General features: G+C 69.4%; 15 protein-coding genes. 12 read left to right on the forward strand and 3 right to left on the reverse strand.

Annotated elements, in window-relative coordinates:
- The 3 genes from ASD38_RS05740 to ASD38_RS05750 form a co-directional block, all read right to left on the reverse strand.
- Nucleotides 1-2,457 (reverse strand): ATP-binding protein, encoded by a 2,457-nt coding sequence (locus ASD38_RS05740; RefSeq protein ID WP_056458434.1) that lies wholly within the window; start codon nt 2,455-2,457, stop codon nt 1-3.
- A 73-nt stretch (nt 2,458-2,530) separates the two neighbouring features.
- Nucleotides 2,531-3,382 (reverse strand): 3-deoxy-8-phosphooctulonate synthase, encoded by an 852-nt coding sequence (gene kdsA, locus ASD38_RS05745; protein WP_056458437.1) that lies wholly within the window; start codon nt 3,380-3,382, stop codon nt 2,531-2,533.
- A 30-nt stretch (nt 3,383-3,412) separates the two neighbouring features.
- Nucleotides 3,413-3,826, reverse strand: a complete 414-nt coding sequence (locus ASD38_RS05750; RefSeq protein ID WP_056458440.1) for an NUDIX domain-containing protein — start codon at nt 3,824-3,826, stop codon at nt 3,413-3,415.
- Between the two features lie 134 nt (nt 3,827-3,960).
- Here ASD38_RS05750 and pyrE point away from each other — a divergent pair, with 134 nt between their 5' ends.
- From pyrE to ASD38_RS05805, 12 genes are all read left to right on the forward strand, one after another.
- Complete coding sequence (gene pyrE, locus ASD38_RS05755; RefSeq protein WP_056437654.1) at nt 3,961-4,545, forward strand: orotate phosphoribosyltransferase; 585 nt, start codon at nt 3,961-3,963, stop codon at nt 4,543-4,545.
- Nucleotides 4,546-4,550: 5 nt separating this feature from the next.
- Nucleotides 4,551-5,306: a pyridoxine 5'-phosphate synthase gene (locus tag ASD38_RS05760; RefSeq protein ID WP_056458444.1), complete on the forward strand. Its 756-nt coding sequence runs from the start codon at nt 4,551-4,553 to the stop codon at nt 5,304-5,306.
- Nucleotides 5,303-5,695 (forward strand): holo-ACP synthase, encoded by a 393-nt coding sequence (gene acpS / locus ASD38_RS05765; RefSeq protein WP_056437650.1) that lies wholly within the window; start codon nt 5,303-5,305, stop codon nt 5,693-5,695. Before ASD38_RS05760 ends, acpS begins: the two co-directional genes overlap by 4 nt.
- 210 nt (nt 5,696-5,905) lie before the next feature.
- Nucleotides 5,906-6,058, forward strand: coding sequence for a hypothetical protein (locus tag ASD38_RS23740; protein WP_156390595.1), 153 nt, complete (start codon nt 5,906-5,908; stop codon nt 6,056-6,058).
- Between the two features lie 155 nt (nt 6,059-6,213).
- On the forward strand, nt 6,214-7,062 hold the full coding sequence (gene lepB / locus ASD38_RS05770; protein ID WP_056437647.1) for a signal peptidase I: 849 nt from the start codon (nt 6,214-6,216) through the stop codon (nt 7,060-7,062).
- A complete protein-coding gene (rnc, locus tag ASD38_RS05775; protein ID WP_056437642.1) occupies nt 7,059-7,760 on the forward strand; it encodes a ribonuclease III in 702 nt (233 codons plus the stop codon). The genes lepB and rnc overlap by 4 nt, the downstream gene beginning before the upstream one ends.
- A gap of 191 nt (nt 7,761-7,951) precedes the next feature.
- Complete coding sequence (gene era / locus ASD38_RS05780; protein ID WP_056458446.1) at nt 7,952-8,905, forward strand: GTPase Era; 954 nt, start codon at nt 7,952-7,954, stop codon at nt 8,903-8,905.
- 85 nt (nt 8,906-8,990) lie between these two features.
- A complete protein-coding gene (locus ASD38_RS05785; protein ID WP_056458449.1) occupies nt 8,991-9,866 on the forward strand; it encodes an arylamine N-acetyltransferase family protein in 876 nt (291 codons plus the stop codon).
- Between the two features lie 17 nt (nt 9,867-9,883).
- Complete coding sequence (gene recO / locus ASD38_RS05790) at nt 9,884-10,615, forward strand: DNA repair protein RecO (protein WP_056458467.1); 732 nt, start codon at nt 9,884-9,886, stop codon at nt 10,613-10,615.
- A gap of 111 nt (nt 10,616-10,726) precedes the next feature.
- Nucleotides 10,727-13,003, forward strand: a complete 2,277-nt coding sequence (gene parC, locus ASD38_RS05795; protein WP_056458452.1) for a DNA topoisomerase IV subunit A — start codon at nt 10,727-10,729, stop codon at nt 13,001-13,003.
- Between the two features lie 65 nt (nt 13,004-13,068).
- The gene (locus ASD38_RS05800; protein ID WP_056458456.1) at nt 13,069-14,436 is read left to right on the forward strand and encodes a serine hydrolase domain-containing protein; all 1,368 of its coding nucleotides are present in this window, start codon (nt 13,069-13,071) and stop codon (nt 14,434-14,436) included.
- A gap of 130 nt (nt 14,437-14,566) precedes the next feature.
- On the forward strand, nt 14,567-14,911 hold the full coding sequence (locus ASD38_RS05805; RefSeq protein WP_056437628.1) for a UrcA family protein: 345 nt from the start codon (nt 14,567-14,569) through the stop codon (nt 14,909-14,911).
- The last annotated feature ends 448 nt before the right edge of the window (nt 14,912-15,359 follow it).

Here is a 15,359-nt window from a genome sequence, read left to right on the forward strand (position 1 = left end):
CTAGCCGCCGACCTCCACCCGCTCTTCCGTCCGCGCCTGGCGCAGGATGTGCGACAGCTCCTCGACCGAATAGGGCTTGTGCAGCAGCGGAAAGCCGTGATGGGCGTCGGTGGCCAGCACATGGCTGTAGCCGCTGGTCAGCACCACCTGCACGCCGGGCCAGCGCCCCTTGATGATCCGGGCCAGCTCGACGCCGCCGATCCCCGGCATGACCACGTCGCTGAACACGATGTCGAACGTCGCCTCGGCCTCGAGCCGCGCGAGCGCTTCCACCGCGTTGGTCGCCAGCTCGGTGCGATAGCCCAGGTCCTGCAGCAGTTGCGTGGCGAATTCGCCGATCGCCGCGTTGTCCTCGACGACCAGCACGCGCCCTTCGTGGCGAGTGCGCGCGGGCGCGGGCGAAAGCCTGGCCTGCGTCTCGACGCGCCGTGTCCGGGGCAGGTAGAGGGTGAAGGTCGAACCGTGGCCGAGACGGCTTTCCACCGCCACGTCGCCGCCGGACTGCTTGGCGAAGCCGTAGATCTGGCTCAGCCCCAGACCCGTACCGCGGCCGACCTCCTTGGTGGTGAAGAAGGGCTCGAAGATCCGAGCCAGGTCGTCTGGCGCAATGCCGCCGCCGTCGTCGGCCACCGAGACGGTGACGAAGTCGCCCTGGCTGGCCGCGTGGCCGCGAAGGGCCGGGATGGCGGTCGCCGCGTCGATGCGGATCGCCAGCGCCCCTTCGCCGTCCATGGCGTCGCGGGCATTGACCGCCAGATTGATCAGCGCCGTCTCGAACTGGTTGATGTCGGACTCGACGAAGGAGTCCTCGCACAGGATCGAGACGTCCAGCTGGATGCGGGCGCCCAAGATCGAGGCCAGCATGTCGCTCAGGGTTTCGACCTTGGTGGCGACGTTGAAGTGCTCGGGCTTCAGGGCCTGGCGACGCGAGAACGCCAGAAGCTGGCTTGTCAGCTTGGCGGCGCGGTCGGCCGTGTCGGAGATGGCGTCGATATACCGGCGGCGCCGGTCGGCCGGCAGGTCGCGGCTGCGCAGCAGGTCGGCCGACGAGCGGATGACCGTCAGCAGGTTGTTGAAGTCGTGGGCGACGCCGCCGGTCAGCTGGCCGATGGCTTCCATTTTCTGGGCCTGGCGCAGGGCTTCCTCGGTCTGTCTCAGCGCCTCGGCCTGCTGTTTTTCCTCGGTGATGTCGCGGCCATAGCCGTAAATCAGCCCGTCCTCGAAGGCGGTGTTCCACGAGATCCAACGTACGCCGCCGCCCAGCGTCCGATAGCGGTTCTCGAAACCGGTGAGCTGAGGACCGTGGAAGAGCTCGCGGTGCGTCTGGCGGGTGAGCGGCAGATCGGCGGGGTCGACGAAGTCCTCCATCGGCCGGCCGATCACGTCCTCGACGCGATGGCCCAGGATCCGGGTCCAGGCGGGGCTCACCGACTGGAAGACGCCGGCGGCGTCGATCACCACCATCAGATCGCGGGCGTTGGTCCAGATCCGGTCCGACCGGCGGCGTTCCTCCTCGACGCTGCGGGCCTGGGCGAAGGCGCCGGCCGCCCGGTCGGCCACCAGCGTCGCCAGGTCCAGCAGCCCCTCGTCGTCGCGACGGTGCGGATTGAGGCCAAGCACCAGGATCGCCGCCGGATCGCCGTGCAGGCCCGGGATCGGAATGGTCAGGCACTCGGTCGGCGGGATCGACCATGCGCCGGTCGGATAGGTCCCCCGGGGCAGGGCGTGCTTGCGAAGCCCGGCCCGCGCGGCCGCCAGCGGCCAGGACCTCTGCAGCAGCTCGCGCCCTTCCTCGGTCGCCGAGCAGCCGACCAATCCGCCCAGCGGATCGCGGACATAGGCCAGGGAGAACGGGAAGTCCTCGGTGTTGGCCGCCAGGGCGTCGCACACGCCCCGCAGCACCGCGTCCTGGGTGACCGCGCCGATCAGGCACTCGCCCAGGCGGCGCACCGTCTCCAGCCGCCGTTCGCTGATCACCCGCTCGGTCTCCTCGGTGACCACGCACATCAGGCCGCGGATATGGCCCTCCTCGCGCAGCGGGCTGTAGGAGAAGGTGTGGTAGGTCTCCTCGGGATAGCCGTTGCGCTCTAGCAGCAGCGGCATGGCCTTGTTCCAGGTCGGACGGCCCTCCAGCATGACCGAACGGAACTGCGGCTCGATGTCGTCACGGATCTCGGACCAGACCTCGCGGACAGGGCGGCCCAGGGCCTTGGGATGCTTGATTCCCAGGGTGGGGACATAGGCGTCGTTGTAGAAGAAGCGGAGGTCCTCGCCCCAGCCGAGCCACATCTCGAAGCGCGAGGTCAGCATCATGGCCAGCGGCGTCTTCAGGCCGGTCGGCCATGTCTCGGGCGGACCCAGCGGCGTCGCGGCCCAGTCCGTCTCACGCATGCGGCGCGCCATGTCGCTGTCGCCCGGGAACACCTGGGCGAGCGTCGGGCTCATGTCGAGCGGCATGTGGTTCACGAGGCTTCCAGCGGGACGACGAACAGCTCAGCTACAACGCGGTTCGCTAGAAATGGCTCCGGGGTTAAGCGCGCACGGCCGCGTGCAGGGCTTTCAGGGTCTTCAGCAGTCCGGCGGCGTCGCTCAACGGCAGGCAGCTGGGCCCGTCGCACAGGGCCTTGTCGGGCTCGGGATGGAACTCCAGGAACACCCCGTCGGCGCCGGCGGCGACGGCGGCCTTGGCGATGATCGGCACGCCCTCGCGGCGGCCGCCGGTCGAACCGCCGGCCGTGCGGGGATCGGCGCCCGGCAACTGGACGGCGTGGGTGGCGTCGATGGTCACCGGCACGCCCAGGCTCTGCATCTGCGCGATGCCCAGCATGTCGACCACCAGGTTGTTGTAGCCGAACGAGGCGCCCCGTTCGCACAGGACGATCTGCAGGTCGGGTGCGGCCTCGCGGGCCTTGTGGACGATGTTCTTGCAGTCCCAGGGGGCGATGAACTGGGCCTTCTTGACGTGCAGCCAGCCGCCGGCGGCGGCCGTGGCGCGCGAGGCGGCGACGATCAGGTCGGTCTGGCGGCACAGGAAGGCGGGGATCTGCACCAGGTCGGCCACGGCGGCGACCGGCTCGGCCTGGTCCACCTCGTGGATGTCGGTGGCGATCGGCACATTCAGCTTGGCCTTGATCTCGGCCAGCATCGCCAGGCCGTCCTTCAGGCCGGGACCGCGATAGCTGGTGATCGACGAGCGGTTGGCCTTGTCGAAGCTGGCCTTGAACACATAGGGCAGGCCCAGCTCGGCGGTGACCGCCTTCAGCTCGCGCCCGACCTCCAGGGCCAGGTCGATATTCTCCAGCACGTTCAGGCCGGCGATCACGGCCAGCGGCTGGCCGGCGCCCATCGACAGGTTCCAGCGCTTGAGGGTGACGACGGACATGGCGAGCTTCCTTGCAAATCGGTGGCGAGCTTATGCCCTAAGCACGGCGACCGCGTCGAGCGTCGCCGCCGTCAGCGGCGAGGGCAGGGCGTCCAGCGGGAACCAGCCCCAGTCGGCCAGCGCCTGCGGCTCCTGGATCGCCGGCTCGCCCACGCAACCGTCGGCGCGATAGGTCACCGCCACCCAGTGGCTGTCCGCGCCGATCATGTCGGTGACGCACAGCACCGGGCCGGCGACGATCTTGATCCCCAACTCCTCAAGAATCTCGCGCTCGGCGCAGGTCCGGCCGCCTTCGCCCCAGTCCAGCTTGCCGCCGGGCTGACCCCAGCAGCCGGCCTCGGGCCGGCGCCTGCGCTGGACCAGCAGGATCCTGCCCTGGCCGTCGAGAATGGCCGCGCCGCAGCCGACGCGAGGGCGGGGCGGGTCTGATTCCGGAGTGCTCATGAAGGCGGAATAGCATCGTGGCGCGGACGGGGACACACACTCGCGGCAAGGCCCGGGACAGCCTGGCCCTGTTCGTGGGACGAGTGTGCGTCCGCTGTTTGTAGACTCGCCGCCACCCGCTATATCCAACCCTCATGACCAACGACGACGTCCTCGACGAATTCCGCGCCGCCGGCGCCCTGCGCGAAGGCCACTTTGTGCTGTCCTCCGGCCTGCACAGTCCCGTCTTTCTGCAAAAGAACCTGGTGTTCATGCGGCCCGAGCGCTGCGCGCGCCTCTGCAAGGCCCTGGCCGAGAAGATCGTCGCCACCGTCGGCCAGCCCGACGTGGCCGTGTCGCCGGCCGTGGGCGGGATCATCCCCGGCTACGAGACCGCCCGCTGGCTGAACGTCGCCTCGATCTATGTCGAGCGCGAGGCCGGCGGCTTCAAGTTCCGCCGCGGCTTCCATCTGGAGCCCGGCCAGAAGGTCGTGATGGTCGAGGACATCGTCACCACCGGCCTGTCGTCGCGCGAGTGCATTGCCGCGATCCAGGAGGCCGGCGGCGAGGTGATCGCCGCGGCCTGCATCGTCGACCGCTCGGGCGGCAAGGCCGACGTCGGCGTGCCGCTGGTGGCCCTGGCCAGCCTTGAGGTCCCGGCCTACCCCGCCGACGCCCTGCCGCCCGAACTGGCCGCCATCCCGATCGAGGATCCGGGCAGCCGGCGTCTGAAGGGCTGACCGGCATGCTGCGGCTCGGCGTCAACATCGACCACGTGGCCACGATCCGCAACGCGCGGGGGTCCAGCTATCCGGAACCGGTGCGGGCCGCCGAGCTGGCCCTGGCGGCCGGCGCCGACGGCATCACCGCCCACCTGCGCGAGGACCGCCGCCACATCAGCGACGCCGACATCGCCCTGCTGACCGACCTGTGCCTCAAGCGCGGCAAGCCGCTGAACTTCGAGATGGCGGTCACCGACGAGATGGTCGGCATCGCCCTGCAGGCCAGGCCGCACGCCGCCTGCCTGGTGCCCGAGCGCCGCGAGGAGGTCACCACCGAGGGCGGCCTGGACGTGGTGCGCGGCAAGGTCCGTATCGTCGAGGCTGTCGCCCGCCTGCGCACCGTCGGGGCGCGGGTCTCGCTGTTCATCGAGGCCGATCCGGCCCAGATCCAGGCCTCGGCCGACGCCGGCGCCCAGGTGGTGGAGCTGCACACCGGCGCCTATTGCGACGCCGCGCGCGAGGGTCACGCCGACAAGGCCGCCGCCATCCTGGAGCGGCTGAGGACGGGCGCGGAATTGGCCGCCGGCCTGGGCCTGGAGGTCCATGCTGGCCACGGCATCGACTACGCCACGGTCAAGCCGATCGCCGCCATCCCGCAGATCGCCGAGCTGAACATCGGCCACTTCCTGATCGGCGAGGCGATCTTCGTGGGGCTGCCCCAGGCCATGCAGCGGATGCGGGCCCTGATGAACGCCGCGCGCCTCGAGATCGTCGCGTGATCATCGGGATCGGCTCGGACCTGTGCGACATCCGCCGGATCGAGAAATCCCTCGAACGCTTCGGCGACCGGTTCACCAACAAGGTCTTCACCGAGATCGAGCGCAAGCGGTCCGAGCGCAAGCCCGACCGCGCCTCCAGCTACGCCAAGCGCTTCGCCGCCAAGGAGGCCTGCTCCAAGGCCTTGGGCACGGGCCTGAAGCGCGGGGTTCATCTGTCCGGCATGGGGGTGGTCAATCTTCCGTCCGGCAAGCCGACCATGGCCCTGACCGGCGGCGCGGCCGAGCGGCTCGCCGCGATGGTCCCCGAGGGCATGACCCCGGTGATCCACCTGTCCCTGACCGACGACCACCCCTACGCCCAGGCCTTCGTGATCATCGAGGCGGTGTAGATCCTCCCCCTGTGGGGGAGGCGGCCGAAGGCCGGTGGGGGGAGTTTTGGGATCGTCGATCCGGGTTGCGGCCCCTTCCGATCACTCCCCCCTCCGTCGGCTGCGCCGACACCTCCCCCACGGGGGGAGGGCCTGGAACGGCGCGGCCCCGGCCTTGCACCCCTGATCCCAGAGCGCCTGAAACGGCGCCGTTCTGGGACGGGGGAACACATGGCCATCTGGAGCGATATCGAAGCGAGACCCGCGCCCAAGGCGCGCCGCGCGCCGCGGCTGATGCCCTGGCAGCAAAAGCCGTTCGCCTGGCTGCTGGTCGGCTGGGGCTTCTTCGCGCTGGTGCTGGCGGCGGTCTTCGCCACAATTTAGGCCCGCATTCCACGGTCAAGCTGGCGCGGGCGCCTCTTCGCGTCCACACCATGAAGGCGAGTTAACGGGCGCCCGGCTTGCTCCCGTCGTAAAGCCCGTCTAGCTAGGCGCGTCGGGTTCGCCCGCAGCCCATTCCGTCGAGAGCCCCTGAGCGCATGACCGACACCACCGACATCGAGACGCCCGATGAAAAGACCGGGGCGGTCAAGGAGTTCATCGAGATCGTCAAGACGGTCGCCTACGCCCTGGGCATCGCCCTGGTGCTGCGGGTGCTGCTGTTCCAGCCGTTCACGATCCCGTCGGCGTCGATGGAGCCCAACCTCTACCAGGGCGACTACATCATCGTTTCGAAATTCAGCTACGGCTGGTCCAAGCATTCGATCCCGTTCAGCCCGCCGCTGTTCCACGGCCGCATCCTGGGCCACGCGCCCAAGCGCGGCGACATCATCGTCTTCAAGCTGCCGCGCGACCCCAAGGTCGACTACATCAAGCGCCTGATCGGCCTGCCCGGCGACAAGGTCCAGGTGCGCGGCGGCGTGGTCTACATCAACGGCAAGGTCCTGGACCGCAAGGAACTGCCCTCGGCCCTGGTCGACACCGGCTACGGCACCATCCGCGCCGGCCGCTTCCAGGAGACCAATCCGGAAGGCCGCAAATACGCCACCCAGGACTACGGTCCCGACAGCGAGGCCGACAACACCGGCGTCTACACCGTGCCGGCCGGCTGCTACTTCTTCATGGGCGACAACCGCGACAACTCGCTGGACAGCCGCTTCGACCCAGGCGTCTCGGCCTTCAAGACCGGTCCCGGCACGTGCAAGTGGGACTACGCCAACGACCAGTACATCGGCATGCAGGAAGGCGTCGGCTTCGTGCCGGCCGAGAACCTGGTGGGCCGCGCCCAGCTGATCCTGCTGTCATGGAACGCCGACGCCCACCTGTTCAAGCCGTGGACCTGGTTCCTGGACGCCCGTCCGAGCCGCTTCTTCCGCGTTCTGAAGTGACAGACCGGCGCGCCGTCGCCGTCGGCGACCTGGAGCGCCGGATCGGTCACACGTTCCAGGATCGCCAGCTGCTGGAACTGGCCCTGACGCACGCCAGCGTCGGGGACGGGGCCAAGAAGGCCGGCGACAACGAGGTGCTGGAGTTCATCGGCGACCGCGTGCTGGGCCTGCTGGCCGCCGAGGCCCTGGCCGAGCGTTTTCCCAAGGCCAAGGAAGGCGAGCTGGCCCCGCGCCTGAACGCCCTGGTCAGCCGCGAGACCTGCGCGCGGGTCTCCCGCGCCGCCAATGTCGGCCCCGCCCTGCGCCTGTCGGCCTCGTCCAGCAAGATCGGCGGCCGCGAGACGGACTCGATCCTGGCCGGCGCCGCCGAGGCCCTGATGGCGGCCCTCTACCGCGACGGCGGGCTGGAGACGGCGCGCCGAGTGTTCCTGGACCTTTGGGCCGACGAGTTCGACAAGGCCGGCCAGGGCAAGCCGCGCGATCCCAAGACGGCGCTGCAGGAATGGGCGCAAGGCCTGGGCAAGCCGCTGCCGACCTACGCCGTCAAGGACCGCAAGGGGCCGGACCACGCGCCGGTGTTCACGGTGCAGGTGACGGTGGTGGGCCTGGATCCGGTTTATGCCGAGGGCCGCTCGCGGCAGGAGGCCGAGAAGGCGGCGGCCAAGGCGCTGCTGGAGCGGGAAGGGGCGGGGATTTAGGCGGAGACGCCCCCTCCGTCACGCCGCTTCGCGACGCGCCACCTCCCCCGTTTCACGGGGGAGGAAAGATCGATCCAGCCTTCTCCTCACCCGCAAGGCGGGGGAGGTGGCGCGATGCGAATACGCATCGTGACGGAGGAGGCGTCCTTCGGCGTCTGCTTTTCCCTTCCGCTGTGCTACACGCACGCGCAATGACTGAAAACACCCCCCAAAACACCCGCGCCGGCTTCGCCGCCATCATCGGCGCCCCGAACGCCGGCAAGTCCACCCTGGTCAACCGCATGGTCGGGGCCAAGGTCTCGATCGTCACCCAGAAGGTCCAGACGACGCGCTTCCCCGTGCGCGGCGTGGCCATGATCGGCCAGACCCAGATCGTGCTGGTCGACACCCCCGGCATCTTCACCCCGCGCCGTCGCCTGGACCGCGCCATGGTCCGTTCCGCCTGGAGCGGCGCCGAGGACAGCGAAGTCGTCGTCCACCTGGTCGACGTGCAGGCCGAGCTCGCCTCGCGCGAGCGCCGCGCCTCGGCCGGCGAGCACCGCTCGGTGCAGGACGTCCAGACGATCATCGAGGGCCTGAAGGCCGCCAACCGCCAGGTGATCCTGGCGCTGAACAAGATCGACGGCGTCAAGCGCGAGACCCTGCTGGCCGTCGCCCACGACCTGTACGAGACCGGCGTCTATTCCGAGGTCTTCATGATCAGCGCCGGCACCGGCGCGGGCGTCGACGACCTGACCGCCAAGCTGGCCTCGCTGATGCCGGAAGGCCCGTGGCTGTATCCGGAAGACCAGACCGCCGACCTGCCGGCCCGCCTGCTGGCCGCCGAGATCACCCGCGAGAAGATCTATCTGCGCGTCCACGAGGAGCTGCCCTACGCCGCCTCGGTCGAGACCACGGCGTTCGAGGAACGCCCGGACGGCAGCGCCCGCATCGAGCAGACCATCTATGTCGAGCGCGACGGCCAGCGGGCCATCGTGCTGGGCAAGGGCGGCGAGGTGATCAAGTGGATCGGGAAGAGCTCGCGCGAGGAGCTGGAAGACATCCTCGACCGCAAGATCCACCTGTTCCTGCACGTGAAGGTCAAGGAGAACTGGGCCGAGGAACGCGGCCTGTTCAACGACATGGGCCTGGATTTCGACGTTTAAGGCGCGCGAGCGTTCGGCGCGGGGTGGCAATCCCGCGCCGAAGCGTTACCTGTAGGGCCGAGAACAGACAGGGAATATCGCGGCCGTGAGCAAGCTGGACATCGCGCCGACCGAAGCGGCTTCACCTTCGGTCGATCTGGACGCCTATTTCGTCCGCATCGGCTATGACGGCCCCCGCGAGCCGACGCTCGAGGTGCTGCGCGCCCTCCACCAGAAACATCCCGACGCCATCGTCTTCGAGAATGTCGACGTGCTGCTGGGCAGGGCGATCAGCCTGGATCCGGCCGACATCGACGCCAAGCTGATCGCGGCCGGGCGAGGGGGCTACTGCTACGAGCAGAACGGGCTGTTCAAGCGGGTGCTGACGGCGCTGGGCTTCGAGGTCACGGGCCTGATGGCGCGGGTGCTGTGGATGGTCCCCGACGACGCGCCACCCCGACCGCGCTCGCACATGGTGCTGGGCGTGCGGGTTCCGGGCGACGACACGGTCTGGCTGGCCGACGTCGGCTTCGGCGGCTGCGTGCTGACCGCGCCGCTGCGCCTGTTCTCCGACGAGGCGCAGGCCACGCCCAACGGCGACTTCCGCATCCTGCCCGTGGCCGAGCTGGGCGGCGAGCGCCGGGTGCAGGCCAACCTCTCGGGCAAGTGGGCGGCGACCTACCAGGTGGCTCTGGGCGCCTGGGCCGACCAGGACTACGAGCAGGTCAATTTCTACACCTACACTCACCCCAGCTCGCACTTCACCTGGAGCCTGACGGCCGGCCGCACCACGCCGACCGCCCGCTACGCCCTGAAGAACAACCGCCTGACCTGGCGCGACGCCGACGGCGCCCTGGTCGAGCAGCGCGACCTGTCGGCCGACGAGCTGGAAGCGACCCTGCGCGACGTGATCGGCCTGCCGGTCGAGCCCGAATGGCGGCCGGTGATCGAGAAGATCGTGGCCTGGGGGACCCCCGCCTAGATGGAATGGCCCCTCTGATGGAATGGGAAGACGAGGCCTTCGTGCTGTCGGCGCGCGTCCATGGCGAGACCGGGGCGATCGTCGAGCTGCTGACCCAGGACCGGGGCAAGTTCGCCGCCCACGTCTCGGGCGCGGCCTCGCGGCGGATGAAGCCGTTTTTGCAGGCCGGGGCCAAGGTCATCGCCCGCTACCGGGCCCGGATGAGCGACCAGCTGGGCGCGGCGACCCTGGAGCCGATCGGCGAGGGGCCTTCGTCGCTGTTCGATGAGCCGCTGGCTCTGTCTGGATTGTCGGCCGCCGCCGCCGTCGCCGCCGGAGCCCTGCCGGAGCGCGAAGCCCACCCGGGCGCCTTCCACGCCCTGGAAGCTCTGATCGCGGCCCTGGCCATCCCCGAGATCTGGCCGGCGGTCTATGTGCGGTTCGAGGCCGGGCTGCTGCAGGACCTGGGGTTCGGCCTGGACCTTTCGAAATGCGCCGCCACTGGCTCGCTGGACGACCTTGTCTATATCAGCCCGCGGACGGGCCGGGCGGTCAGCCGGGCGGCGGGCGCGCCCTATCACGACAAGCTCTTGCCCCTGCCGCCGTTCATGCTGTCGGCTCAGGGCGGCCTGGCCGAGGGCGACGTCGGGGCGGGCCTGGACATCACCGGCCACTTCCTCGAGCAGTTCGTGTTCCACCCGCTGAACAAGCCGCTGCCGCCGGCCCGGGTGTGGCTGCTGGACCGGCTGGGCGAGGCGGGACGGCTCTAAACGCCCGATCAGCGGCCAATCGCCGCCGCGTTCCCCTTTTGTCGTCGTCGAGGGAGGATTTGCCGCGCGGGATTGGCTAGTGTGGCCGTTCACGCGTAACGAATCTCCCAGATGAACAAACCAGTCCTTCCCCCTGGCGGTCCCGGCGACGGCGATCGCATCCTTGACGAACCGCTGAGCGAGGCGCTTTCCAAGCGCTACCTGGCCTATGCGCTGTCGACGATCGGCTCGCGGGCGCTGCCCGACGTGCGCGACGGCCTCAAGCCCGTTCACCGCCGCGTGCTGCACGCGATGAACAACATGCGGCTCAACCCCGAAGGCGCCGCGCGCAAGTGCGCCAAGGTGGTCGGCGAGGTGATGGGCAACTTCCACCCGCACGGCGACCAGTCGATCTACGACGCCCTGGTCCGCCTGGCCCAGGACTTCGCCCAGCGGGTGCCGCTGGTCGACGGCCAGGGCAACTTCGGCAACATCGACGGCGATAACCCCGCCGCCATGCGCTACACCGAGTGCAAGATGACCGCCGCGGCCATGCTGCTGCTGGACGGCATCGACGAGGACGCGGTCGACTTCAAGCCGTCCTACGACGGCCAGGACGAGGAGCCGGTGGTCCTGCCGTCGGGCTTCCCGAACCTGCTGGCCAACGGCTCGTCGGGCATCGCCGTGGGCATGGCCACCTCGATCCCGCCGCACAATCCGGCCGAGCTGATCGACGCCTGCCTGCTGCTGCTGGGCAAGCCCGAGGCGACCACGGCCGAGATCCTCGAACGCGTGCCGGGCCCGGACTTCCCGACCGGCGGCGTGATCGTCGAGTCCCGCGAGAGCCTGCTGGAGACCTACGAGACCGGTCGCGGCGGCGTGCGCACCCGCGCCAGGTGGGAGAGAGAAGACCTCGGACGGGGCGCCTACCAGATCGTCGTCACCGAGATCCCGTATCAGGTGAAGAAGTCCGACCTGGTCGAGCAGCTGGCCGACCTGATCGACAGCAAGAAGGCCGCCCTGCTGGGCGACGTGCGCGACGAGAGCGCCGAGGACATCCGCCTGGTCCTCGAGCCCAAGTCCAAGAACGTCGAGCCCGAAGTGCTGATGGAGAGCCTGTTCAAGCTCTCGGCGCTGGAAAGCCGCTTCCCGGTCAACATCAACGTGCTGGACGCCAAGGGCACGCCGGGCGTGATGGGCATCAAGCAGGCCCTGATGGCCTTCCTGGCCCACCGCCGCCAGGTGCTGACCCGCCGGGCCCGCCACCGCCTGGCCAAGATCGAAGCCCGTCTGCACATCCTGGACGGCCTGCTGGTCGCCTACCTCAATCTCGACGAGGTGATCCGCATCGTCCGCTACGAGGACGAGCCCAAGAAGAAGCTGATCGAGACCTTCTCCCTTTCGGAGCTCCAGGCCGACGCCATCCTCAACACCCGGCTGCGCCAACTGGCCAAGCTGGAGGAGATGGAGATCCGCCGCGAGCACGCCGAACTGGTGGAGGAGCGCGACGGCATCATGGCCATGCTGGCCAGCGACAAGAAGCAGTGGGACCTGGTCGGCACGGGCCTGCGCCAGGTGCGCGCCATCCTGCTGAAGATCAAGCACCCGCACGACAAGCCGCGCCCGACCGGCGTGATCGGCCGCTCGATCTTCGAGGACGCCCCGGTGGTCGACGCCGACGCCGCCCTGGAGGCGATGATCGTGCGCGAGCCGATCACCGTCATCCTGTCGGACCGCGGCTGGATCCGCGCCGCCAAGGGCAAGATCGACGACCCGTCCGAGCTGAAGTTCAAGGAAGGCGACAAGCTGGCCTTCCTGGCCCCGGCCGAGACCACCGACAAGCTGCTGCTGTTCACCAGCGATGGCCGGTTCTTCACGATCGGCTGCAACAACCTGCCGTCGGCGCGCGGTCACGGCGAGCCGGTGCGGATGATGATCGAGCTCGACGACAAGGTGAAGATCATCGACATGTTCCCGCTCAAGGCCGGGCGCAAACGCTTCCTGGCCTCCAAGCAGGGCTACGGCTTCCTGATGCCGGAAGAAGAGGCCGTGGCCAACCGCAAGGCGGGCAAGCAGGTGCTGACGGTCGACGCCGCCGGCGCGGCTTTCTGCCTGGAAGCGGTCGGCGACCAGATCGCGGTGATCGGCGACAACGGCAAGATCCTGATCTTCCCGCTGGAGGAGCTGCCGGAGATGCCGCGCGGCAAGGGCGTCAAGCTGCAGGCCTATCGCGAGGGCGGGCTGCGCGACGCGATCTCGTTCAACAGCGAGACCGGGGCCTTCTGGATCGACACCGCCGGCCGTCGTCGCGACTGGGTCGAGTGGCGCGAGTGGATCGGTCGTCGGGCCGGGGCCGGCAAGCTGTCGCCCAAGGGCTTCCCGACGTCCAAGCGGTTCCGGCCCAAGTGACGTCCCCCATGTCTGTCATCCCGGATCTCCGCTAAGCTTCGTCCGGGATGACAGGATTTGACGACATGAATGCGGTGTTGAAGCGCACCGCCGGCGCTCTGGCCGGGCTGCTGGGTTTGGCGGCGGCCGGGTCCGTGAGCGCCGCGCCCCCGCTGCCGGCGGCCAAGCCGGAGGCGGCGGGCTTCTCGGTCGAGCGGCTCAGGAAGCTGGACGAGACGATGCAGACCCTGGTCGACCAGGGCCAGATCGCTGGCGGCGTCACCGTGCTGGGCCGCCACGGCAGCGTCGTGTCGATGAAGACCTTCGGCAAGCGCAGCCTGGAAACCGGCGAGGCCATGCCCGCCGACGCCATCTTCCGCATCCGCTCCGAGACCAAGGCGGTCACCGGGGTGGCGATGCTGGTCCTCTACGACGAGGGCAAGTGGAAGCTGGACGACCCGGTCACCAAATACCTGCCCGAGCTGGCCAATCTGCGCGTCGCCTCGGGCGTCGACGCCGAGGGACGGCCGATCCTTAACCCGGTCAGCCGCTCGCCGACCATGCGCGAGCTGATGACCCACACGGCCGGCTTCGCCTACGGCCTGGCCGACGATCCGGCCAGCCTGGCCGACCAGGCCTACTATCGGGCCGGCGTGCTGCAGTCCGACAGCCTGCAGCACCTGGTCGAGAAGGTGGCCATGCTGCCGATGTACGCCCAGCCCGGCGTGATGTGGCGCTACAGCGTCGCCGCCGACCTGCAGGGCCTGATCGTCGAGCGCCTGTCGGGCCAGCCCCTGCCGGTGTTCATGGAGGAGCGGATCTTCCAGCCCCTGGGCATGAGCGACACCGCCTTCTGGGCGCCGCCCGAGAAGCTGCCCCGCGTGGCCGCGCTGTATGACGGCGACCCGGTCACCGGAAAGCTGGCGCCGGCCGTCGAGGGGCCGTGGCGCGACGTTTCCCGGCCGCCGGGCGCGCCGTCGGGCGGGGGAGGGCTGTTGTCCACCGCCGGCGATTTCGCCCGCTTCGCCCAGATGATCCTGAACGGCGGAGAGCTGGACGGCGTGCGCGTCCTGCGGCCCGAGACGGTGGCCCTGATGCGGCTCAACCACCTGCCGCCCAGCTTCCTGGTCACCACCAACGGCACGGCCGGCGTGCTGCGGCCCGAGCCGAAGCCGTTCCCGTTCGGCGCGGGCATGGGCTACGGCCTGGACGTGGCCGTGGCGGTGGACCCGCACCTGTCCGGCGCGCCCGTCGGTCCGGGCACGATCAGCTGGGGCGGCAGCGCCGGCACCTGGTTCTGGATCGACCCCGCCAACGACCTGTTCTTCATCGGCATGATCCAGCGCCTGGGCGGCGTGGGCTCGGGCCTGGACGCCACCACCCGCACGGTGGTCTACCAGGCGCTGGAGAAGCCGCCGGTCAAGGAAGCTCGTCTGACTTCTTCTTCGCGTTAGAAGATTACATCTCGTTCATTCTATGAATACGACGTCATGAAGCAGACGTAACGAGTATTCGTGAAATAACCTGGCCATTCTACCCCTCGAAGGCGACGCGGACGGCGTCGCGAGGACAGGGGAGATCAACATGAGCCGGTTCATCGTCAAGCGTTCGACGGTCGCGGCGCCAGGCCTGGCGGTTCTGGTCGCCCTGTCGGCGCTGGGCCTGACCCAGGCCGCCCAGGCGGCGCCCGCCCAGCCCGTGGTGCTGGCCACCATCCCGGTCGGCGACCTGGACCTTTCCCGCCCCGATGACGCGCGTGTGCTCAAGGCCCGCATCGAAGCCGCCCGCGAGGCGGTCTGCGACGCCCGCGCCCGGACCGAGGGGCTCGATCGCTGGTCGGCCAAGGCCTGCCGCATCGACATCCGCGACGAGGTTGAATCCAAGCTGTCGCAACGCCAGGCCAGGGCCTTGCGCGGGGTCGGCGGCTGACCCACGAGATCCTCCCCCCCGGGAGGTGGCGGGAGCGCCGGGCACGCCACCGCCTGGCCGCTTTTCCCTCAAAGCGCTCACGGCGTCGCATGTCCCCAGCCCCCATGGGAAACGCCACGAGGCTCCCGCCGAGCTTTTTGATGAAGATAAGGACGCTTCTTTGAACCCTCTCCCGGAGGGGAGAGGGAGGGACCCGCGCTGCAGGCGTGGGAGGGAGAGGGGTGACGCCCTGTCCGGTTTCACGCGGGCGCCCTGCCGGCACGCCGGCCGACGTTCCTAACCCCTCACCCTCCCACCGCTGCGCGGCGGGCCCCGCCCTCTCCCCTCCGGGAGAGGGTTTTGGCGCTTACGCTCTGCGTTCAGCCAACAAACCCCAGTGATTTCAACGCCCTGAACTTTCTCGACCCGATTTGGTCCTCCCCCTTCCAGACGCCCGTATCCTTGACCC

The organism is Caulobacter sp. Root487D2Y (assembly GCF_001427165.1).
In the GTDB taxonomy this organism is placed as follows: Bacteria; Pseudomonadota; Alphaproteobacteria; order Caulobacterales; family Caulobacteraceae; genus Caulobacter.

Excerpts from the sequence above, each read along its gene's own strand:
- kdsA (WP_056458437.1), bottom strand. The coding sequence starts at position 3,382 with ATGTCCGTCGTCACCCTCAAGCGCTGGAACCTGTCGATGGGCGCCGGC.
- era (WP_056458446.1), top strand. The coding sequence starts at position 7,952 with ATGACTGAAAACACCCCCCAAAACACCCGCGCCGGCTTCGCCGCCATC.
- pyrE (WP_056437654.1), top strand. The coding sequence starts at position 3,961 with ATGACCAACGACGACGTCCTCGACGAATTCCGCGCCGCCGGCGCCCTG.
- ASD38_RS23740 (WP_156390595.1), top strand. The coding sequence starts at position 5,906 with ATGGCCATCTGGAGCGATATCGAAGCGAGACCCGCGCCCAAGGCGCGC.
- ASD38_RS05740 (WP_056458434.1), bottom strand. The coding sequence starts at position 2,457 with ATGCCGCTCGACATGAGCCCGACGCTCGCCCAGGTGTTCCCGGGCGAC.
- ASD38_RS05800 (WP_056458456.1), top strand. The coding sequence starts at position 13,069 with ATGAATGCGGTGTTGAAGCGCACCGCCGGCGCTCTGGCCGGGCTGCTG.
- lepB (WP_056437647.1), top strand. The coding sequence starts at position 6,214 with ATGACCGACACCACCGACATCGAGACGCCCGATGAAAAGACCGGGGCG.
- ASD38_RS05760 (WP_056458444.1), top strand. The coding sequence starts at position 4,551 with ATGCTGCGGCTCGGCGTCAACATCGACCACGTGGCCACGATCCGCAAC.
- ASD38_RS05805 (WP_056437628.1), top strand. The coding sequence starts at position 14,567 with ATGAGCCGGTTCATCGTCAAGCGTTCGACGGTCGCGGCGCCAGGCCTG.
- parC (WP_056458452.1), top strand. The coding sequence starts at position 10,727 with ATGAACAAACCAGTCCTTCCCCCTGGCGGTCCCGGCGACGGCGATCGC.
- ASD38_RS05750 (WP_056458440.1), bottom strand. The coding sequence starts at position 3,826 with ATGAGCACTCCGGAATCAGACCCGCCCCGCCCTCGCGTCGGCTGCGGC.
- recO (WP_056458467.1), top strand. The coding sequence starts at position 9,884 with ATGGAATGGGAAGACGAGGCCTTCGTGCTGTCGGCGCGCGTCCATGGC.